Origin of the sequence: Moorena sp. SIO3B2 (assembly GCF_010692525.1) — a bacterium.
Lineage (GTDB): Bacteria > Cyanobacteriota > Cyanobacteriia > Cyanobacteriales > Coleofasciculaceae > Moorena > Moorena producens.
This window is the reverse complement of record NZ_JAAHHE010000002.1, coordinates 171,032-192,500: the sequence shown is the minus strand read 5'-3', so window position 1 is coordinate 192,500 and position 21,469 is coordinate 171,032. Positions and strand designations below refer to the sequence as shown.

The window sequence follows — 21,469 nt, the reverse complement described above, 5'->3', positions numbered from 1 at the left end:
ATCCTTGACACTCTTCATTAATCATTTATCTCTTAGCCTTAATGAGGATAAGCAAGACTATTTGGCTGCTTTCCTCAAGGGTGAGCGAAGCGTGGCAAGGCAAAGCTAATCGCATCATCAATAATCAACAGGAATAATCATTACTTTTCCATTTTCTTTTCGACAGGAATTGACTGGTCAGATATGTTTCTAGTTATCTTACCATCCAACCCTTAATTAACCACTGACCCCCTTGGCGTACTAAGTCATACTTGACTCTTAAGTTGTCATTACTCGAAGCTGCCGGACTCAACATACCATCTTGATATACCTTTGCTTGCTCTTTCACCGCAGCATCTATCACAGCTTGATTAGGATTCGATGTGCTAGTCTCAACTGAGTTAATTTTGACCGTGTGCTTGTAGATCCGGTAATAGTTCTTGGTTTTAGCCGCTTTAGCACTTTTGAGCCAGACAGACAGAGCTGGCTCAGCTAAGATTTTACTAAGTTGCCCTACTTCATGTTTTGGTCCAAAAGCAAGTTTTTTAGTATTTAACCAGGTTTCGATGAGTTGCTGAGCCGTTTCTTGATTTAGAGGACCACTCGGAGCGATCAGCCCACTGCCTGTCGGAGGAATCGGGACTGGAGGTTGGTCAAGCTGAACAAAAGGTTGTTCTCCCTCTAACGGTGGTTTTGAAAAACTTTTGAGAGCTTTATTGAGCAACATCAGCAGGATACCCAGTCCTAGCAAACTTAAAAGACTCAGGAAAATCAGACGTCTTAGTTTAGCCCCTGGTTGGAATCGCTCTGGTGAAGGTTCCATACGATCAGGGGATGAATGATTCAGACTGCTCCGCTGACTTGAGGAGTCTTTGACCAAAGAACCGCCTCTAGACCACCCACCTGAGGCGGTTGAATTGTGACTATCCAGGGTTTTGCCTGACTTCCCACCACCCAGAAAGCTACCTAAGGACTGACGCCTACGACGCCGTCCATGACTCCGCAAGCCTGTGGTTTTTGACTCTAAGTCCTGAGAGGTTTGTGGTTCTGAGCCATTTGATGAGTGGGATATCCCTTGAGCTGTAGGCAAAGTTGATACCCCATTAGTGGTGAAGCGATCGCTATTGACTCGGCTTTGACTAACACCGTTTGCCAACGCCCCACTTGGCCACCTTGACCCCACCGTTACTGGTTCTGCCGTTGTCTGTGAGCCTTGGCCATTGCTTAGTCTATCTTGCCCCAGGATGCTTTTAGAAGAGCCTACCGTTGCATAGGTGGTTGTTTGGGAAGGTACAACCGTCCACTGATTGCTAGTTTCCTCAGATGAATCTGGTAAATTTTCTAGATAGGCTTGTACTTGCTGATCAGCAAAGTATTCCTTCAAAGACACCTTCTGATTGGCCAGATCCCGGAAGTGGGGAAATACAGATTCTTGTAGCCAACGCTCTCCGTAGAGGCATAATCCTGGCAATAAGTCTGGGGAATTTTGAGAATGTTCCCGAATGAAAGCTAGGGGTTCGTATTCCTGGCTCAGTTCCAAGGCACGACTGGCTTCTTCCGTTTGGCCGAGAAGCAGAGCACAAACCCCTTGTTCTAGGTGAACATCCTGCCGCTTACCCAAACGCATCAGCATTTTCTTGGCACGAGCAATCAAAGCCGGTTCTCTGTGGGCAAATCCCCTTGCTAGTAAGGCGTAAACAGCTAGGTATGTAGCAACAGCTGAAGGACGTCGTGCTTCAGCTTCAAATAAGGTTTGCTGTTGGTTGGAGGTAAGATAGCCTCGCAACTGTTGGATAAAGCGTAGAAAGTCATCAATCCCTAAACCAGATTGATCATTACCAGTGCCATCGATCCCTCGACGCTCCTGTAACATTTCTTGGAGCAACCGCAAGCCTTTGCGCCGCTCAATGGCTTTTTCTTCTGGCAGGGCTAATAATTCTAAAATCCGATAAGGGCGAAGTTTATAGAGGTCTGCTTGGATTTCCCCTCGAACACTCGGAAATAAGCCTTCTTGTAGGAGTAATTGTTGTCCAGTTTCTAGGGACATAGCTGCGTTTTCATACTCCCCTTGCTGCCATTCCTCTCGACCTAGCTCTAAGCAGGCAATAGCTAAGGTCAAAACCACGTCGGGTTGAACAAGTTGGGGATCCCCCAATTTCCCCTGACTTAATCCAACGCTGTCACCTTTTTCCAGTAACGGTTGCGCCAGTTTTAGAACCAGTTCGTATTCCCCAAGTTCTTGAAGAATCAGTAAGCTTCCGAGTAATTGGTCGTTATCAATCTCAATCGTAGGAGTGTGAGCTTCGACGGTTTCACCTGTTACTGTTTGATTAGTACCAGGAGCACCCGCCACTGATGGGTGTTGCTCTTGGAGTTGATAAGCTTTGGCAATCAAGCCAGCATCGTACTCCTCTCTTGTTTCAGGGTCACTCAAAACCCCGTAGGCTTTTTCAAGGAGTGTTTTACGAGAGGCTATTGCTGCTTCCGAATACTCTCGGCGCGGTAGTTGTAAGGTACGATCACGATAGGCTTGGCTGAGCTGTTGGGCTGTAGCCTGAATCGGCAATCCTAATATGCGGTAGTAATCGAGCGGAATGCGCACGGTTCACTTCCCCAGCTTTTCGAGCAACTGAATGAGTTGATGATAGCCCATATCGTACTCCCTAAACTGGCTATAGCTATTTATCTGTCACTTTAAAAGACACAGTATCGCAGCTAACCGGTTTTGTCGAGTCGCTAAATACTATTTATTTTAGCAACTGGATCATCTCCTGTGAAGTACCCCAACCTGCAACGCTCACGGTTGGGGCAAACCACTCTCAGGTCAATTCAGGGACGGTCTTATTCGTCTTTTGGGCTTCCCGCGCGCGTCCCCGACGCCTCAAAAAGCCGCGCTAATTTTGGTCTTACTCAGCGTCCACAGGCAGACATCCGCCTTCTATCGACGTATACTTTTACGACAGACAAGTCTTGGAATTACAGCACTGTGGCTAACCAGCCGGGGCTTGTCTCTTTCCTGAGCTCCGCGCTTTACTTTGTATACCTCCAGGTCTAAAAACTGATAGTATATTAGACCGTTTATAAGGTAGCCTTTTAGTCGGTCAGGCGGCTCAGCGACCATCTTCATTTTAGCACGAATCATCACAAGTTATCGTCTCGCTATCCATCCCGGATACGAAACCTGATTGTTGGGTCGCCTTATTACAAAAGCGCCGTTACCTTTTATGCATATCCTGCCGACGCTCAAGCCGCGACCCTACCTTACGGTAACTTCAAGCCCACCTTGGAAGAAGGTGGGTAATTCCGCGAGTTTTGTTAATTAACTTTTACTAAACTAAACAGTATTGATTGTCAAGCAGTAGTGTGATTCTCACTCAACTCAACTTGACCTAACTATTCGCTCTAGGCTTGACCTAAAAGAGAAATCCTAAAAGAGAAATCCTGTAGGCTTGAGTGAAACTTTATGATAGCTTTGCTTAAATTGGCTAAACAAGTAGTTTGGCGAAATGCCAGTATAGTGTTGCGACAAGTATAGGACAAATTAATGGCTCAGGAAAGAACTTTACCTAAAGTAGAGGATTACAGCCCCATTACCAGCGCAGAAGGATTACTCCTTTACGAGGATATGATGCTCGGGCGCTTGTTTGAGGACAAATGTGCTGAAATGTACTATCGGGGCAAAATGTTTGGTTTTGTCCACCTCTACAACGGTCAAGAGGCAGTGTCAACAGGAGTCATCAAGGCGTTGCGTATTGGTGAAGACTTTGTTAGTAGCACCTATCGTGACCACGTCCATGCCTTAAGTGCAGGAGTGCCAGCACGGGAAGTGATGGCAGAGTTATTTGGCAAAGCCACAGGCTGCAGCAAGGGGCGCGGTGGTTCAATGCATATGTTCTCACAAGAACATAATCTCCTGGGAGGTTATGCCTTTGTAGCTGAGGGGATTCCCGTGGCCACGGGTAGTGCTTTCCAAAGTAAATACCGTCGCGAAGCCTTGGGTGATGAGAGTTCTGATCAAGTCACCGTTTGCTTTTTTGGTGATGGAGCTTGCAATAATGGTCAGTTCTTTGAATGTTTGAATATGGCAGCCCTTTGGAAATTGCCCGTTATCTATGTTGTGGAAAACAACAAGTGGGCAATTGGGATGGCTCATGAACGGGCAACATCCCAGCCAGAAATTTACAAAAAAGCCAGTGTATTCGGTATGGCTGGAGTAGAAGTCGATGGCATGGATGTAATGGCTGTCAGAACTGTTGCCCAAGAAGCGATCGCTCGGGCTCGTGCAGGAGAAGGCCCAACCCTTATTGAAGCCCTGACCTACCGCTTCCGAGGTCACTCTCTGGCTGATCCCGATGAACTCCGCTCCAAAGAAGAGAAGGAATTCTGGTTAACTCGTGATCCCATTAAAAACATGGCAAGTTACCTGACAGAAAATCATCTAGCTACTCCCGAAGAACTCAAAGCCATTGAGAGCAAAATCCAGGAAGTCATTAATGATGCAGTTGAGTTTGCCCAAGCCAGTCCTGAACCTGACCCTAGCGAACTACATCGCTATGTTTTTGCTGAGGATTAGTTAACTGAACTAGGAAGTGTGAACTATGAAATACTTCACGCTTTCTTAGTCACGGTCTCAATCCTAGGAGTGCCATCGGTTTCTACCCAGGCAATGTAGGTGATACCGTGACCCAAGGCGTATGCTCTAATTTGTGCTGGTGAGCGTCCCCCTAAATCCATCTCTACCCTGACCAAATGCTCAGAATCTCTAAGTTTCTGGGCATAGGTAAAAGCTACCGCCTCAGCCTCGGGAAATTCTGGCACCACTAACCAATCACTAGCTGGTGTCCGACTGGGTAGTTGATTACTCGACAGTAAGACATAATGAAGGTCTTCTAGGTTGAGGCAAAAACCAATTCCAGGGTAGGTTTCTCCTTGAGGATGATATAGACTCAGCAATTGATCGTACCGCCCTCCCTGGCCTAAAACTCGGCTAGAGCCCTCGCTACTACTGACTACTTCAAAGACAATACCAGTGTAATAGTCAAAGGTTTGTACTAAGGTCAGGTCAAGAACAATCGGTAAGGGGCTAGCGGAACTACTATTTAAAAGTTCCACCAGGGATTTGAGATTGCTCACAATCTCGTGTTCTGATGAGTCTAAATCCAAGCTGGCAACCTTTTGCAAAACATCAGCAGGGTCTCCCCTCAGGTCAAAGAGAAACAATGCCCGCTCTCGTAATTCTGGGGATAGGGGTAACGTTTCTAGGCTAACACGGTCAAGATAGGCAATGGCTTGACGAACCTTGTCTTGCATAGGTTTGGGGAAGGGAGACAAAAGCGATCGCGTTAGCCGAGCTTCCCCCAAAATCAGGTGCCACTGCTGCAACCCTAAATTATTAAGACAATCGGCTAGCAACAGCAGAATTTCCCCATCTGCCAACAGCCCACCAACTCCCAATAATTCTACTCCCGACTGGTAAAACTCTAGTTGACGTCCGTGGTTACCTATAGTTGGTCTGCGAAATACATTGGCATTGTAATAGAGTCGCTGGGGTAAGGATAGGCAGGCTTCACTATTACTGCCAGCAATACGAGTGACCATTGCTCTGGCTATGGATGCCGTTAATTCTGGACGTAGCCCCAGCGTTCCTTCCTCAGCATCGTGCAACTGGATGACCGTGGAACGTTCGACAGCTCCTCCTGCCATCAAGGTATCCAACCATTCTAGAGTTGATGTGATAATCCGGTGATAACTCCAGCGGTGAAATACTTGCTGTAAGTGGTTAGCAATCCAGCGTTTTTGGGTAACTTCTAGGGGGAGTAAATCCCTTGCCCCTGGGGGTGGTTGATGAATCATTACTTTTTCTTTCCACCAAATAAACCACCAAATAAGCCACCACCAGATTTATTGGACGGTTTCCCTTTAGCTGCTTCAGGCGAAACCTTTGGCTGGCTACCGGCACTTTTCGGGGTTAATTCATTTAGAATCTGTTTCGCCTTCAATGCTTTTTCGTTCTGAGGGTTCAATTGCAACGCCTTATTAATGTGTACTTTAGCCATTGTCCCCTTATTTTGCTTCAAATAAGCAATTCCCAATAAACTATGGCAGTCGCTATTGTTTTGGTCCAACTTCAGAGCTTCTCGCAACTCCAAAACTGCCGCAGCAAAATTGTTTTTCACCAAATATCCTTCAGCACGGCGGATATAGCTATCCACTCGTGATACTCCCTTAGTCCCAACCGACCCTCCCTGTGATGTGGCACCGGTAGTAGTCTGACTATTTGGCTGGGTCACACCAGTTGCTTGAGTTTTCACAGGGGTTGAGACAGAAGTTTTTACCGTTTCGCCCTTACCACTTTTACACATCAAATAAACTAGGTTAAGTTCACTGATTTCGGCAATTTTTGCCAAGGCTTGGTCAAGGGCTTGGTATTGCTCTGATGCTAGGTGGTCAACTGAGGTTTTGTAAAGATTATCTAAATTTGCCCCTGCTTGTAATAATTGCTTAGCCGTTGCGCTAGCCAGGGAAATTTTATCTCCTTGAGCCCCTAACCGCTTACTCAAGTGACTTAGACTAGCAGCATAGTCACGATGACCTCTAGAGAGCTGTTCATAAGCAGGATTAACCAGCCGTGTTAACAGCAGATTTGCTTGATTTTTTTCCACTTCGGTACTGGCTTTGCAACTGTCGGGATGCAAACGTCTAGCAATTTGAAGGTACCGTTGACGGACTGCCTTAACATCCGCATCAACTGGAATTCCTAAAACTGCGTGGTAGTCAGTGAAATCAAGCTTGAAGAGTCCGTATTCAATTTTCAAAGACATAGGCAACTGTCCCATCTCAACTGCTGCAAGGCTCGTTTCTAGTATCTCTTAGATTAGATAATCTGGGTTTGTTTCGGCAATAAAAAGCAGCTGCTTCGTTGAAGAAGCAGCTGTATCTATCTTTTATGCCAATTAGAGTGCTTTAATTCATTCGGTAGGCTTTAGTAATCAAAATCGCCACCCATACCAGCACCAGCAGCAGTATTTTCCTTAGGCTCAGGCTTGTCTACCACAATACACTCGGTGGTCAACACCATACCTGCGATGGAAGCGGCATTTTGGAGAGCAGAACGAGTTACCTTAGCTGGGTCAACGATTCCAGCTTCAAACATATCTACAAACTCACCATTGGAAGCATTGTAGCCGACGTTAAATTCTTTTTCTTTAACTCGCTCAGCGATCACCGCACCATTTTGACCAGCGTTCTGGGCAATTCGCTTCAGAGGTGAAGACAGGGCACGAGCAACAATCAATGCACCGGTAAGTTCTTCAGCCTTCAGGTTCTCGTTTGCCCAAGTTTCTAGGTCAGGAGTCAGGTGAGCTAGAGTTGTACCACCACCAGGGACAATACCTTCTTCCACAGCTGCCTTGGTAGCGTTGATGGCATCTTCCAGACGCAGCTTGCGGTCTTTCATTTCCGTTTCTGTAGCAGCACCGACTTTAATCACAGCGACACCACCAGCCAGTTTAGCTAACCGCTCTTGCAGTTTTTCTTTGTCGTAGGAAGAATCCGTTTCGTCCATCTGACGGCGGATTTGCTCACAACGACCCTTCACTGCATTTTCGTTACCTTCAGCAACGATAGTGGTGTTGTCCTTAGTTATGGTCACACGACGGGCTTTACCCAGCATTTCCAGCTTAGCGTTTTCAAGCTTTAGACCTGCATCTTCGGTAATTACTTGTGCACCAGTTAGGGTAGCAATGTCTTCCAGCATAGCCTTACGGCGATCGCCAAAGCCAGGAGCCTTGACAGCTGCCACATTCAAAACACCCCGTAGGCGGTTGACCACCAAGGTGGCCAGGGCTTCTTTCTCAATGTCTTCAGCAATAATCAGCAACGGCTTGCCAGAACGAGCCACTTGCTCAAGTACTGGCACCAGGTCTTGTACCAGGGTGATTTTCTTGTCAGTGAGTAGGAGGTGAGGTTCTTCTAGAACTGCTTCCATCCGCTCAGTGTCAGTAGCAAAGTAGGGAGAGATATAGCCTTTGTCAAAGCGCATCCCTTCGGTAATTTCTAGTTCAGTGGTCATAGACTTCCCTTCTTCAAGGGAAATCACGCCCTCTTTGCCCACTTTGTCCATTGCGTCAGCAATCATCTGACCAACGGTCTCATCGTTACCCGCAGAGATAGAACCAACTTGGGCAACGGCTTTAGAGTCTTCTACTGGGCGGGCATGTTCAGCAATCTTGTCCACCAGAAACGCAGTAGCTTTATCAATACCCCGCTTCAGGGCGATCGGGTTTGCACCGGCAGCAACATTGCGCAAGCCTTCTTTGACCACAGCATGAGCTAGTACCGTAGCGGTTGTAGTCCCATCACCAGCAGCATCATTGGTTTTTGAAGCTGCTTGCCGAATCAGAGAAACACCAGTGTTTTCAATGTGGTCTTCCAGTTCAATCTCTTTAGCAATGGTGACACCATCATTAACAATTTGAGGAGCACCAAACTTCTTCTCTAACACTACGTTGCGACCTTTTGGTCCAAGGGTGACAGCTACAGCTTCAGTCAGAGTGTCCATTCCCTTTTCTAGGGCGCGACGAGCATTTTCGTTGTAAATAATGCGCTTAGCCATAGGTTTTGAGTTCAGTTCCTAACGGTGATTAAGGTTGAAGATAAAAGCCTTGAAGGTAAAAGGGTTGAGGGTTTAAGGGCTCAACTTGTTTGCCTTCAAGGTGTTAGCTGACGACTGCCAAGATGTCTTTTTCTGACAACAAAACGTACTCTTCGTTCCCTAACTTAATATCGGTACCAGCGTACTTGGAGTAAAGTACCTTGTCCCCTACTTTGACTTCGAGAGCAGCGTGAGAACCATCATCGTTGCGCTTCCCAGGTCCGGTGGCTACAATTTCCCCAACTTGAGGCTTTTCCTTAGCGTTATCGGGTAGTAGAATACCGCCAGCAGTTTTTTCTTCAGCGGCGCTTACCTTAACAAAAACTCGATCCCCTAAGGGCTTAACGGTGGAAACACTCAGAGTTACAGCTGCCATATCAGTTTTTCCTCTCTACTTCATCTGATTCATCTGAGCCGATTTAGCACTCTCAGCTCCTGAGTGCTAATTTACTCAAAATCAGCAGTACATGGCAATAAATACCTCTGTACGGGTTCCCGAACTCATAGCAGGTTAACAGATAGCAAATGCACGGATCAGATAGCTTTGGGTTATTATCTGTGTATCAGTATCGGTATGGTGTAGCTTGTCCCTATTTCATCAGGTGCGACCCGTGGCGAATTTAATTCGCCGACGGCAAGGGCACCTAGAAGGTTTTACATTAGTCCCAGAAATTGGTTAAAAAACCAGCACTGCAACCAATGGACTGCTGACCACTGACAACTAGGACAAGCAAATAGATATAACAGATAGGTTGTTACTCTCCCCCTTTAAGCATTCAGCTAATGCGCTACAGATGGTGCTACTTGAGGTGCTATCAGCCGTCACTTAATCAACGGTCGGTAGTAAACAAGCACCGGGAGTGCTGGTACGGCTGGTTGAAAATCCCTGCTCGTTTTACTGATCCAACGCCGTGCAGTTAAAGCCCCTGCTAGCTGATAGCTGATAACTGACCGCTGATAGCTGACCTCGCACTTTCAACTCATCCTCACACAAAAGCCCTAAAACTCATGCCAGCAGACAAAACTGAGCCTGAAGCTACCCAAGCATCTAATTCTGATAATTCTGATAATTCTGATAATTCTGACACTTCCACTATCGAAGCATCAGAGCAAATTACCCTAGCTGCTAACATAAAAAGCTTAGGGCTTAATCAAATTCAGCGCCACATTTTCCTGTGTGCTGATCAAACTAAACCGAAATGCTGCTCAAAAGAAATTAGCCTTCAATCCTGGGAATATCTCAAAAAACGCCTTAAAGAGCTAAAACTAGACCAGCCCAAGGATGTTCAACCAAGTGGCATTTTTCGCACCAAGGCTAATTGTCTGCGAGTCTGTACCTATGGTCCTGTCATGGTAGTTTACCCAGACGGTGTTTGGTATCACAGTGCTACTCCTGAGGTGATTGAACGCATTATTCAAGAGCATATTATTGGCAACCAAGTTTTAGAAGACTATGCTTTTTTAGTTCATCCTTTGCCAGAAACTCTTCAACCATCTGCTTTAGACTACCAGGCAATGGAAGCAGCTCCTCCCCAACCCCAAGCAGGTTAACATCCTAGTTGTAATGAAGCCCACCTTGGCGACGCAACGGGTTCTAAAATCTACTGACTTGGCCAGCCTAGGGTTCCCGGTGCAACGTTCAAGTTAAGTCTTTTCCTTACCAACCCTAATTCTTACCAACCCTAATTATGGTGAGGTAGGATTATTGGTTGGAGAGTTAAAGCAGCTTGGTAACTTCCAGGCATTAGAAAAGGCAAGAGGTACTACCACTATTAACAAAATTAAGCAAGCAAAGTATAAAAAACGTTACAGTTATGAAGGACAATGCTGTAAGAGAGCAACAAAAACTGCTGCTGATTGATGATGACCCCAACCTCATATTGCTAGTCAAGGACTACCTAGAGTTTCGGGGATACGAGGTGATGACCGCTGAACATGGGAAAGAAGCTCTGGACATTTTAGAGCAGGATATTCCTGATATGATTATCTGTGACGTGATGATGCCAGAAATGGACGGCTATACCCTGGTAGAAAAGGTCAGAGATGATTCTCGCACCAGCTGCATTCCGGTACTATTTCTCTCAGCCAAGGGTCAAAGCCAAGATCGAATAAAAGGACTCAATAAGGGTGCGGATATTTATATGGTTAAGCCCTTTGAGCCAGAAGAACTGGTAGCACAGGTGGAATCTTGCCTCAAGCAAACTGCTCGTATGATGCAGCTCACAGTTTCTAATCCAGACAGCGCACCCAGAATTAACGTTCCTTACGATGTTGATTTGACTCCTACTGAGCGGAAGGTTGTCCAGTTTGTGGCAAGAGGTATGGCAAATCGGGAGATTGCTCAGCAGCTGAATGTTTCTCAGCGTACCATAGAAAGTCATGTGTCTAACATGCTAGGGAAAACTGGTCTCCATAACCGTACTGAATTAGCCCGTTGGGCAATTGAAAATAGTATGGCATAACGCTCCATACGCTCATTGGTAAAGCCTAGCAAGCCAACCTTGACCGTTCACTAATCACACAAGGACTAAGCTCGTGAGCCCAGAAACTATTGTTAACAATCCCACCCGACCGGCAGAGTCAGCTCCGGCTGGGGGTGCACCTTATGACCTAACTGAATTTGATGCTAGGGTCATGAAAACCTATGGACGCTTTCCTATTGCCTTAGAGCGGGGTGCCGGTTGCCATGTCTGGGATACTTCCGGGCGAGACTATCTTGACTTTGTGGCAGGGATTGCTACCTGTACCTTAGGTCATGCTCACCCAATTGTGGTAGAAACGGTAATTAAGCAAATCCAAAAGCTAAACCATGTTTCCAATCTCTACTACATTCCAGAGCAAGGGGCATTAGCGAAGTGGCTCATTGACCATTCTTGTGCAGAACGAGTATTTTTCTGTAACTCGGGAGCGGAGGCTAATGAAGCTGCTATCAAACTGGCACGGAAATATGGCCACACTGTGCTCGATATTGAACAGCCAGTGATTTTGACCGCTCAGGCCAGTTTCCATGGGCGAACCTTGGCAACAATCACAGCTACTGGCCAGCCTAAGTACCAGAAAAACTTTGACCCCTTGGTACCTGGGTTCGAGTACGTACCCTACAACGATATTCAGGCATTGGAAAATGCGATCGCAGATATTGATGAGGGAAATCGCCGGGTAGCAGCAGTGATGCTGGAACCATTACAGGGAGAAGGAGGTGTTCGGCCAGGAGACCTAGACTACTTCCAGCAAGTTAGAGAGATCTGTGATGAAACTGGCATCCTGCTGATTCTGGATGAAGTCCAGGTGGGTATGGGTCGCACTGGTAAATACTGGGGCTATCAGAATCTGGGAATAGAGCCAGATATCTTCACCAGTGCCAAGGGATTGGCTGGTGGCATTCCCATTGGAGCAATGATGTCTAAGAAATTCTGTGATATCTTCCAACCCGGAGAGCACGCTAGCACCTTTGGTGGTAATCCATTTGTCTGTGCAGTCGCCCTATCTGTAGGAAAAACCTTGGAACAGGAGAATATTTTGCAAAATGTTCAGGTGCGGGGTGAGCAGCTGCGCACCAGACTAACAGCGATCGCTCAGAAATATCCCGAAGTTATTGACGAAGTGCGAGGCTGGGGTCTAATTAATGGGCTTGTACTAAAATCAGATATCGATCTGACTTCCGTGGATGTAGTTAAAGCCGTTATGGAACGAAGTTTGTTGTTGGTACCAGCAGGACCAAAGGTAGTTCGCTTTGTTCCACCCCTAATTGTGTCAGCTCAGGAAGTTGACCAAGCGGCTCTTATTGTAGAGCAAGCCTTACAAGCTTTAGCTTAACCGTCAACGGTCAACCGTCAACTATCAACAATCTCGATAATCTTGACTTTAACTTGACCCTCACCTAACTGAATTTGTAGTTCTTCTCCAGGAGCCAAATGCCCTGTAGACGAAGCAATGGTTCCATCTGAGGTGCGCACTAGTGCATAGCCTCGTTGTAGGACTTTTTGAGGGTCAAGGGTATTGAGTTTTTCCTTGAGAAGTTGACAGTGCTGGATCCCTTGGCTCAGACGCTTTGATGTCACTTGCAACAATCGCTGATGCTGAAATGCCATCGCATTTTGTTCCTGGTGTAGTTGTTGGTCTAGAGCTAGGTGTCGCAATCGTGTTCGTAGATGGTGCAGTTGATGGCGAGATGCCTGTGTGATTTGAGTCACCGCTTGATAAAGGCTAGTCTGCCGCTGTTGATGTTCAGCATAAAGGGTGATCAGTTCTGGTACAGCTTGTTCCGCTGCTGCTGTCGGGGTGTGAGCACTGTAGTCAGCTACTAAGTCAGCTAAGGATTCATCCCGTTGATGACCAATACCGGTGATCACCGGTATTGAGCATTGAGCAATTGCTCGCACCACCCGTTCATCATTGAAACAAGCTAAATCCTCTGATGCTCCACCCCCCCGAGCTAATATCAGTAGTTTGGCTCTGCCATCCCGCTCGACTCGATCAATAGCGTTAACTATTGATGCGATCGCAAGTTCCCCTTGAACCTGAGCCGGTGAAAACAAGACTCGTAAACCAGGATACCGTTGCTGTAGTGTACGTTTAATATCTCCCCAAGCAGCCGCTTGGGGAGAGGTAACCACAGCAATAGTTTCAGGATGAATCGGCAGGGGGCGCTTTCGTTGTGGGTCAAATAATCCTTCGGCTTCAAATCGTTGGCGTAATTGGCGTGAGCGCAAGGCTTGCAACCCCTCACCCGCCGGTAAGGCTTGCCAGACATTCAGCTGATACTGTCCCCGCTGAGGATAAACTCGGAGGCTGCCCAAAATAATCAACTGTTCTCCTATTACTGGTAGTTGCACCAGCTTGCTTAACTGGCTCCTCCAGGCTACACACCGTATAGTAGCCTTGGCATCTCCGTCTTGGAGGGTAAAAAACATCCCTTTTGGATGGTGGTTACTACTAGAGACTTCTCCAATCACCCAAACTCTATGGAGTTGGTCATCTTCCTCTAACAACTCTTGGATATAGTCGGTTAACCCAGCAACCGACACAATTGCTTCTGAGAATAGGGAATTGATTGTAGATGAGGCCATTGTATCGGTAATCGTTAATAAATTAATAATTTTTCACATCATGCTCTTGAATGTTTCCTAGTGACTGATCGCGTAGCGTGGCCAAAGGCCTTTCAAGGCTTTTGCTGATTATATATAATCAATTTTAGTTAAATCCTGAACAAAAGTATTTCCTAGTGGGTAGCCCATGCCAAGATTGATACCCATAGCAACAGGTGCGCGCCCGTTCGCGCCCCGCGTATCCTAAGGAAAAGGTAAAGCGGACCTATGAGAAAATCCCACTAGTTCCTTTAAGATCATTTCTTTACAAGCAAGTACTTTTGTACTATACTTTACTCAAGTAACTGATCCTCCTCAGCATTCCTACCCAGCTTAACCAAGCAGTGTTGCAGAGAGCTCAAGGAGCTTAAACAGTTAAAATGGATCAGTAACTATAGTCTGGCCTGATCCTTGCATTTAAGAGCCAGAAGGATTGAACAACACCAATCTTAACAAGGGATGGGATTTACCAAACCGTTGGCCTAATATAGAGTATCAGTCAGATCGGTGAAAACCCCTAATTTCAATAAAATTAAAATTTACAGCACAGCTGTTGTTGAGGTATTTTCCCTCCTCCTGTGGCAATAACTACCACAAAGCGTGTTAGTCCAATCCTACTTTTAAGGTTGCGTGTAGGCGGTCTTTAACTCCTTGAGCAACATCCCCTCTCAATTCCCCATGTTTCTTTAGGGGGAGAATTCAAACTACCTAATTAGTCCCGATACAGTAAACTTTTTGAGGCATCCATGGCTACCCCAATCACAAACAGTCCCGAAAAAGAAAAAGCTCTGAACCTGGTACTAAAACAAATTGAGCGTAATTTTGGTAAAGGTGCCATCATGCGCTTGGGTGATGCCACCCGCATGAAAGTGGAAACCATTCGGAGTGGGGCAATTACCCTAGATTTAGCCTTGGGGGGTGGTCTGCCAAAAGGTCGCATTATTGAAATTTATGGCCCAGAAAGCTCTGGTAAGACAACCCTAGCCTTGCATGCCGTTTCAGAAGTGCAAAAATCTGGGGGAGTTGCAGCGTTTGTTGATGCAGAACATGCTCTTGATCCCACCTACTCGGCAGCTTTGGGGGTTGATATCGCCAACCTTTTAGTATCTCAACCTGACACAGGGGAATCAGCCCTAGAAATTGTGGATCAACTGGTTCGTTCTGCCGCAGTGGATATTGTTGTTATTGACTCTGTAGCTGCTTTGGTACCCCGTGCAGAAATTGAGGGGGAAATGGGTGATAACCAAGTGGGTTTACAGGCGCGGTTGATGAGTAAAGCGCTCCGCAAGATTGCTGGTAACATTGGTAAGTCTGGGTGTACTGTTATTTTCCTCAATCAGCTACGACAAAAAATCGGCATCACCTATGGTAGCCCAGAGGTGACTACGGGTGGTAATGCACTTAAGTTCTATGCTTCAGTTCGCCTGGATATTCGTCGAATTCAAACCCTGAAAAAATCTAACGAGGGGGAATATGGGATTCGTGCCAAAGTCAAAGTTGCCAAAAATAAAGTTGCCCCTCCTTTCCGCATTGCAGAGTTTGACATTATTTTTGGCCAAGGGATTTCCCGCTTAGGGTGTCTGGTGGATTTAGCAGAACAAACCAAAGTCATTCTGCGCAAGGGAGCCTGGTATAGCCACAATGGGGACAATATTGCTCAAGGTCGGGATAATACAGTTAAGTATTTGGTTGAACATCCCGAGTTTGCTGAGAATATTGAGCAGCAAGTACGTCAACAACTGGACATGGGAGCAGTAGTTTCAGCTAACTCAGTGGCTCCTGTGGATAGCAAGGAAGCAGATAGCATTGAAGCAGGAGAAGAAGAGGCTTAATCTATCAGCATTCAGCTATCAGCATTCAGCTATCAGCATTCAGCTAATGCCCTACGCGCACGCTACGGGAACAGCTTTTGAATCAAACAGGTAAGGATTGGTTTAATCTGAGTGAAGTCACAGGCTGGAAGCCTGTGCCACAAAGCTGAGTGCTGACCCCTGACCCCTGACCCCTGACCCCTGACCCCTGACCCCTGATAGCTGAATGCTTACAATTTACTTTTCTTGAGTGTACTTTCTAATCAAAAAGCGGTCTGTTTCTGGTGGCTCTACAGACGAGTATCATGGTTTTCCTGCTATAACTTGCGTTCTGCCTTATTTTCCAAGCGAAATAGCCAAACCATCAACATAACTACACCAATTTGCAGAGCCAAGTTAGGCATGGCAGTAGCTACAGCTTTACCAGCAGCTAACTGGGCTAGAAAAACCATTGCACCGATAAAACCAGAGGCACCGAAGGCAATATAGATAAACTTTCTTAAGCCTCGGTAGGGATGTTGGGCTTCTGCTTTTAGCCTGGCATACTTCTCGGGATTGATTTTTTGCCCAGAGACTTTGGGATTGGGGTAAGGTTTTTTTGAGTTCGAGTTGGTCATGAATGTTTTACCCTAACTTACCTGACTGATTTGCTGTAGTAATATTTGCTATATTAATAAACTGGTGCCGATGTAGCTCAGTGGTAGAGCATTCGATTCGTAATCGAACGGTCGGCGGTTCAAATCCGCTCATCGGCTTTGGGTAAGCAATCAGCAATCAGCAATCAGCAATCAGTTATCATTTATAAACTATCAGTTATCAGCTATTAGTTATCAGCTATTAGTTATCAGCTTATGGGTTAGGTTCGAGCGATTAAAGTCACAGGGTCGAAGCCTGTGCCACAAAGCTGACGGCTGACGGCTGACCACTGACCGCTGAATGCTTACCCAGCTTTTATGCCAGTTTTAAGGATATTAAAGGTTAAATGGGAGCCACCTTTAGGTATGATCTTAAAAAAGTATGAAGTTAGTCGTGTCGCAAAATCAGATGGTTTTTGATCTAGATTCCCAATTCTAGAAGTTTCACCATCAGACCAATGTCTCATGTACTACTTCATCTTCCGTATTTCATATCTTCTTGGGAGAACTCAACATGGCAACACTCAAAATCATTGTTTATATAGTGGTTAGCTTCTTTATTGCCTTATTTGTGTTTGGCTTCTTGTCAAACGATCCATCTCGTAACCCTAAGCGGAAAGATTTCGAGTAAATAGCGTTCGCGAAGCGGTTCCAAAGGAACATCGCATTATCATGTCAGGTCTATCAAAGACCTCAACTAGAGATAGCCACGGCTCGTGAAGACGGGATTATCTAGACAAAACCACGCTCTTAGATGAGGGTGGTTTTGTATTTATGCTTAATTAGTTGTAATATGGGCTGTCTTTGTCGATAACCGATTTGGAACTACAATCTTGGGGATTGAGTCAAGGATTGTTGGTCTGAATAGTAAAACACCAGCCAATTAGTGAAAAATGCCCCAGCCAGTTCAGCCGCCGGTCGTACCCGCAATTATTCAAACCGTTAAACCTTCCCAGACCACTAGCCACCTCGATGAATTATCTCAAAGAATAACCGTTTCGGCACCGTACCAAACACAGCAAAACCAGGTACTGCTCAAACCCTACCCAACAGGAGAGCTCAAGATTGAGGCTTTCCCAATATTAGCCACAGACAAAAGCGCTGCTAGCTTAGGTCTACCAATTTCCCGAGCAGTTGGCCAGACCTTGCCAAGCATAACAAACAGCCAAGACAATTGGCAACTAGGGCAAGGAAAACAGTGGCAACAAACTTTTCTAAAACCAGGAATCAAGCAACCACTCCATCCTGATTTAACCTCCTTACTCAATAGTCCAACTCCAGAAGCACCATCAACTCTGGAACCGGAATTTTCGACTAGGGTTTCTCCTAGGTTTTCCTCGTCGGTTACTTCTGAGACAGGGGTTGCTGATTCTGGGTATAATGCGGCCCCCCTAGCCCCCCAAGTTTGGGGGGAACAAAACCTTCAAAGTACTCCAAAATTAGGCGTTGCTGATTCTGGGTATGATGCGGCCCCCCTAGCCCCCCAAGTTTGGGGGGAACAAAACCTTCAAAGTACTCCAAAATTAGGCGTTGCTGATTCTGGGTATGATGCGGCCCCCCTAGCCCCCCAAGTTTGGGGGGAACAAAACCTTCAAAGTACTCCAAAATTAGGCGTTGCTGATTCTGGGTATGATGCGGCCCCCCTAGCCCCCCAAGTTTGGGGGGAACAAAATCTTCAAAGTCCCCCAAACTTGGGGGATTTAGGGGGCTTTCCCAAAACCAGACGATCCCACATTAATACTTCAATTCACCAAAGCCAACCTAATAGCCAACCTGAAATTAAACCTGAAATTAAACCTGAGCTAAGACCTGAGCCTGGGAATCAAGAAAGATTCTTCGCTGTTAACTCTTACCCCAAACGATGTTCTACTCTCGAAACCTTACCCAGGCCAGATGACCCCTTGAGCATCAATCCAAATTGCCCTTTGCCAATTCCTAGGAGCAAGCGTATTATAGCTCAAGAGCGGGGGGGAGAGACTAGAGAATTTGAGTTAATCATCCCTGAGCAATCTAACCCACCTTCCCTAGAAGAGACTGCACCACAATCAGACCAAGACTTGTCTCAACGCCAATCTGGTTCCGAGTTAGATTCGGAGGTTACTGCTCCCACAAGTACCTTCGATACTAATGAGCCAGACATACTTGAATTGACTTCAGACCGTCAGGAGTATGACGATACTAGACAAGTGATTACAGCAGTGGGTAATGTTACCTTGCGGTTTCAAGATGCCTTACTAGAAGCTGACCGTTTGCAAGTAAACTTGCCTAATAAGATTGTGGTCGCGGATGGGAGTGTGGCTCTCACCCGTGGTAACCAGGTGCTAGAGGGAGAGCGCTTTGAGTATTATTTTGTTCAAGATACTGGAGTGGTGTTGAAGGCTAGGGGAGAATTTGTCAGAGCAAGTTCAGATTCTGGGCAAACCACCCCAACTCAACCGGTCAGCCGCAGAATTATTAATAGCCAGCCCTTAGCTGGAATTAGTAATCCCGGAGCCTTTGCCATTGAGTTTGGTGCTCGGGTTATTCCCAATACTGAAACTGGGGCAACCACAACCGCTATCGAATCTCCCGACATCGAAGGGACTATCAATCGATTCCGCTATGAAGCAGACCGGGTGGAGTTTGATGGGTTAGAAGGAGTTGCTACTAATGTCAGAATTACCAACGACCCCTTTTCCCCACCAGAATTGGAGTGGCGCACCAGAAATGCTCGATTTCGGCGGATTTCCCCAGAAGTAGATGAAGTAATTGCCAAGAATCCTCGACTGGTGTTTGATCAAGGGTTTTCCTTGCCTACATTTCGTGAACGGTTTGTGATTGACCGCCGTGAGCGGCAACCGAGTTTATTGGATTTTGGGTATGATGATGACGACCGGGGTGGTGTGTTTATTCAGCGTGGCTTCAAGGTAGTTGAAACACCCTCGGTCAGGTTTAGTCTAACACCACAGTTCTTTCTTCAAAAAGCCATTCTTGGAGATAATGATGAAGATGAGAACAATGATCCAGAAGGTGGTGGCGTAATCGATCCGGCTAACTTTGGTTTGCTTGCTGACCTGGATGCTTCCTTAGGGCCACGCACGACACTAGTAGGTTCCGCAGAACTCACTAGTCTGGATCCTGATGATCTAGAAAACGAATCTCGGGGAAGTTTGCGGCTCCGACAAACTATTGGTAACACATATCCTCATCGCCTGACCTTGGAATCCAGCTATCGCGATCGCCTTTTCAATGGGTCTTTGGGTTTCCAAACCGTTCAGAGTAGTATTGGGGGTATATTTGAATCACCAACAATTCCCATCGGGCAAACTGGTTTGACCATTCGATATCAAGCTGGTGTTCAGCATATCAATGCTAAGACCGATCGAGCAGATTTGCTACCTCTGCCACCTCGGGATAACAATCGGATTAGTTTGACCCGTTATCAAGGGAGTGCAACTTTAAACTGGACACAACCCCTTTGGCAAGGTAAAACATTGCCAGCAACTGCGGAAGAAGGTATGCGCTATACACCAGCACCAATCTTACCCAATGTTCAACTAAATTCATCCATTACCGGTGTGGCTAGTGCCTATAGTAACGGTGATTCTCAAGAATTTCTCCGTGGGAGCATTGGCTTAACTGGGCAATTCGGTCATTTTTCTAAACCGTTTCTTGACTATACCGGTTTTAATATTGGCTATAGTCAAGTCGCCTTAGGAAATACATCACCATTTTTATTTGACCGAGTTGCAGATACTCGAGTCCTTAATGCTGGTATTACCCAACAACTCTATGGTCCATTTCGAGTGGGTTTCCAGACTTACCTAAATTTAGATACAAATGAGGAAATTAGTACTGATTTCTTTTTAGAGTATTCTCGTCGAAGTTACAATGTTTTATTGCGCTATAATCCAGTACAACAACGGGGTTTAGTTGGTTTACGAATTAATGATTTTAACTGGACAGGTGCCACAGAACCCTTTGATACGTTTAGTAACAGCTGGGAGGATGATTAGGGAGGTCAGCCGTCAGCCATCAGCGGTCAGCGGTCAGCCGTGAGCTAAAAGCTCACGCTGTGCGAACGACGCTGTGACTTTCGTGACTATTAAACCAATCCTTACCTGTTTTATTAAAAAGTTCCGTAGCGTGCGCGTAGCCCATAAGCTGATAACTGAAAGCTGATAGCTGTTCGGTGTAGCGTGCGCGTAGCGCTTAAGCTGACATAGGGAGTAGGAGTATGAAGTAGGGTGAAGCAAATCGAATGGCTCTGATAATTATCAGAAACGTTAGAATTATTTGTGTGGAAAAAGAAACCGTAAACATTCAGGTAAGCTATCAGCTAATGCCCATAAGCTGATAGCTGATAGCTGACGGCTGAATGCTTACGATAAACCCTACCCAAATTAATATCCTGGATAGGTTGGGCATCTCAGATGAAGACTAATAAGCATCGGTCAGTCTGTGGGAAATTCAAGCAGCGGTTAAATAATGCGGTTAAACGCTGGTTTAATTCCCCTAAAAATCGTCATAGCAGCACCACACAACCGATACCTCTTTCTGTGGGAGAGCCTTATGCTCCCTACAAACCTCCCTTAACTACTCAGCGACCTAACCACAGCTACGGCGTAACTAATCATACCTGGCCCCCTGGTTATCGGCTCCAAAAGGGTAAGTACACCATCGAAACAAAACTAGGAGAAGGTGGACTGGGTATTACCTATTTAGCCCGAACTAAAAAAGGCGATCGCATTGTTATCAAAACTATCGTTAATCATGTACTCCGCCAAGATAATTTATTAGAGTATTGGAAAATTTTCGCCAATGAAGCGGTAAAATTAGCCCAATGTAGCCGTGGGAATCCTCATCTAGTCCGTTTATCTGAAGAAATCATCCGAGAAGGTGAACTGCCCTGCCTAATTATGGAATACATCGAGGGGGAAACCTTGTCGGATATAGTTAACCGGCAGGGTGTGCTCTCAGAAGAGAAAGCCTTGCTTTATATCCAGCAAATTGGTAGCGCCCTCTGGGACATTCATCAGCAAGGGTTGCTCCATCGGGATGTTAAACCCAATAACATCATGGTGGGTCACGATGGTTCTGGTGCGGTGTTGATTGATTTGGGTATTGCTACTAGGTTTGTCCCTGGGGTTACCCAAACTCATCTCTGTGCCGTGACTCCAGGCTATGCTCCTCTGGAACAATATCAGTTCCGTTCGCAACAGGGTTCCTACACCGATGTTTATGCTTTAGCCGCTACCTTGTATTTTCTTTTAACTGGAAATGAACCAGTACCAGCTGACGAGCGGGTTGAGGGAGCTGTATTAC

Annotated in this window: 15 protein-coding genes and 1 tRNA gene; 9 read left to right on the top strand and 7 right to left on the bottom strand. The window is 46.1% G+C overall.

The annotated features are described in order from the left end of the window. Positions 1-193 precede the first annotated feature (193 nt). Positions 194-2,581, bottom strand: coding sequence for an IMS domain-containing protein (locus F6K38_RS01110; RefSeq protein WP_287310636.1), 2,388 nt, complete (start codon positions 2,579-2,581; stop codon positions 194-196). 942 nt (positions 2,582-3,523) lie between these two features. Here F6K38_RS01110 and pdhA point away from each other — a divergent pair. Beyond that, a complete protein-coding gene (gene pdhA / locus F6K38_RS01105; protein WP_008180311.1) occupies positions 3,524-4,552 on the top strand; it encodes a pyruvate dehydrogenase (acetyl-transferring) E1 component subunit alpha in 1,029 nt (342 codons plus the stop codon). A gap of 35 nt (positions 4,553-4,587) precedes the next feature. On the opposite strand, the gene F6K38_RS01100 is transcribed toward pdhA, so the two are convergent. The 4 genes from F6K38_RS01100 to groES all read right to left on the bottom strand — a co-directional run bounded on the left by F6K38_RS01100 (position 4,588) and on the right by groES (position 9,008). Further along, positions 4,588-5,832, bottom strand: a complete 1,245-nt coding sequence (locus F6K38_RS01100) for an ATP phosphoribosyltransferase regulatory subunit (protein ID WP_008180314.1) — start codon at positions 5,830-5,832, stop codon at positions 4,588-4,590. Further along, positions 5,832-6,800: a J domain-containing protein gene (locus F6K38_RS01095; RefSeq protein ID WP_044492359.1), complete on the bottom strand. Its 969-nt coding sequence runs from the start codon at positions 6,798-6,800 to the stop codon at positions 5,832-5,834. Before F6K38_RS01095 ends, F6K38_RS01100 begins: the two co-directional genes overlap by 1 nt. A gap of 161 nt (positions 6,801-6,961) precedes the next feature. Then, positions 6,962-8,593 carry a chaperonin GroEL gene (gene groL, locus F6K38_RS01090; RefSeq protein ID WP_008180317.1) on the bottom strand — a complete coding sequence of 544 codons (1,632 nt, stop codon included), beginning with the start codon at positions 8,591-8,593 and terminating at the stop codon, positions 6,962-6,964. Between the two features lie 103 nt (positions 8,594-8,696). Then, on the bottom strand, positions 8,697-9,008 hold the full coding sequence (gene groES, locus F6K38_RS01085) for a co-chaperone GroES (RefSeq protein ID WP_008180318.1): 312 nt from the start codon (positions 9,006-9,008) through the stop codon (positions 8,697-8,699). A gap of 632 nt (positions 9,009-9,640) precedes the next feature. Between groES and F6K38_RS01080 the strand changes: the two genes are divergently transcribed. The 3 genes from F6K38_RS01080 to F6K38_RS01070 all read left to right on the top strand — a co-directional run bounded on the left by F6K38_RS01080 (position 9,641) and on the right by F6K38_RS01070 (position 12,448). After that, a complete protein-coding gene (locus tag F6K38_RS01080) occupies positions 9,641-10,183 on the top strand; it encodes a (2Fe-2S) ferredoxin domain-containing protein (RefSeq protein WP_287265674.1) in 543 nt (180 codons plus the stop codon). Positions 10,184-10,446: 263 nt separating this feature from the next. Further along, positions 10,447-11,094: a response regulator transcription factor gene (locus F6K38_RS01075; RefSeq protein WP_008180320.1), complete on the top strand. Its 648-nt coding sequence runs from the start codon at positions 10,447-10,449 to the stop codon at positions 11,092-11,094. 73 nt (positions 11,095-11,167) lie between these two features. Beyond that, complete coding sequence (locus tag F6K38_RS01070) at positions 11,168-12,448, top strand: aspartate aminotransferase family protein (RefSeq protein WP_287248905.1); 1,281 nt, start codon at positions 11,168-11,170, stop codon at positions 12,446-12,448. A 17-nt stretch (positions 12,449-12,465) separates the two neighbouring features. Here the strand turns inward: F6K38_RS01070 and xseA are convergent, their stop codons facing one another. Next, entirely contained in the window at positions 12,466-13,701 is a 1,236-nt protein-coding gene (xseA, locus tag F6K38_RS01065; protein ID WP_008180322.1) for an exodeoxyribonuclease VII large subunit, read from the bottom strand. A gap of 764 nt (positions 13,702-14,465) precedes the next feature. On the opposite strand from xseA, the gene recA reads away from it, so the two are divergent. Next, the gene (gene recA, locus F6K38_RS01060) at positions 14,466-15,551 is read left to right on the top strand and encodes a recombinase RecA (RefSeq protein WP_008180323.1); all 1,086 of its coding nucleotides are present in this window, start codon (positions 14,466-14,468) and stop codon (positions 15,549-15,551) included. Positions 15,552-15,847: 296 nt separating this feature from the next. On the opposite strand, the gene F6K38_RS01055 is transcribed toward recA, so the two are convergent. Beyond that, positions 15,848-16,147, bottom strand: coding sequence for a DUF3493 domain-containing protein (locus F6K38_RS01055; protein ID WP_008180324.1), 300 nt, complete (start codon positions 16,145-16,147; stop codon positions 15,848-15,850). 66 nt (positions 16,148-16,213) lie between these two features. Here F6K38_RS01055 and F6K38_RS01050 point away from each other — a divergent pair. The 4 genes from F6K38_RS01050 to F6K38_RS01035 all read left to right on the top strand — a co-directional run. Then, positions 16,214-16,285 (top strand) — tRNA-Thr (locus tag F6K38_RS01050). Between the two features lie 394 nt (positions 16,286-16,679). Beyond that, entirely contained in the window at positions 16,680-16,796 is a 117-nt protein-coding gene (locus F6K38_RS01045; RefSeq protein ID WP_071986807.1) for a photosystem II reaction center protein I, read from the top strand. A 262-nt stretch (positions 16,797-17,058) separates the two neighbouring features. After that, positions 17,059-20,160: a DUF3769 domain-containing protein gene (locus F6K38_RS01040; protein WP_287265670.1), complete on the top strand. Its 3,102-nt coding sequence runs from the start codon at positions 17,059-17,061 to the stop codon at positions 20,158-20,160. 417 nt (positions 20,161-20,577) lie between these two features. Further along, positions 20,578-21,469, top strand: an 892-nt coding sequence (locus F6K38_RS01035; protein ID WP_287355909.1) for a serine/threonine protein kinase, incomplete at its 3' end; no start/stop codon positions are given.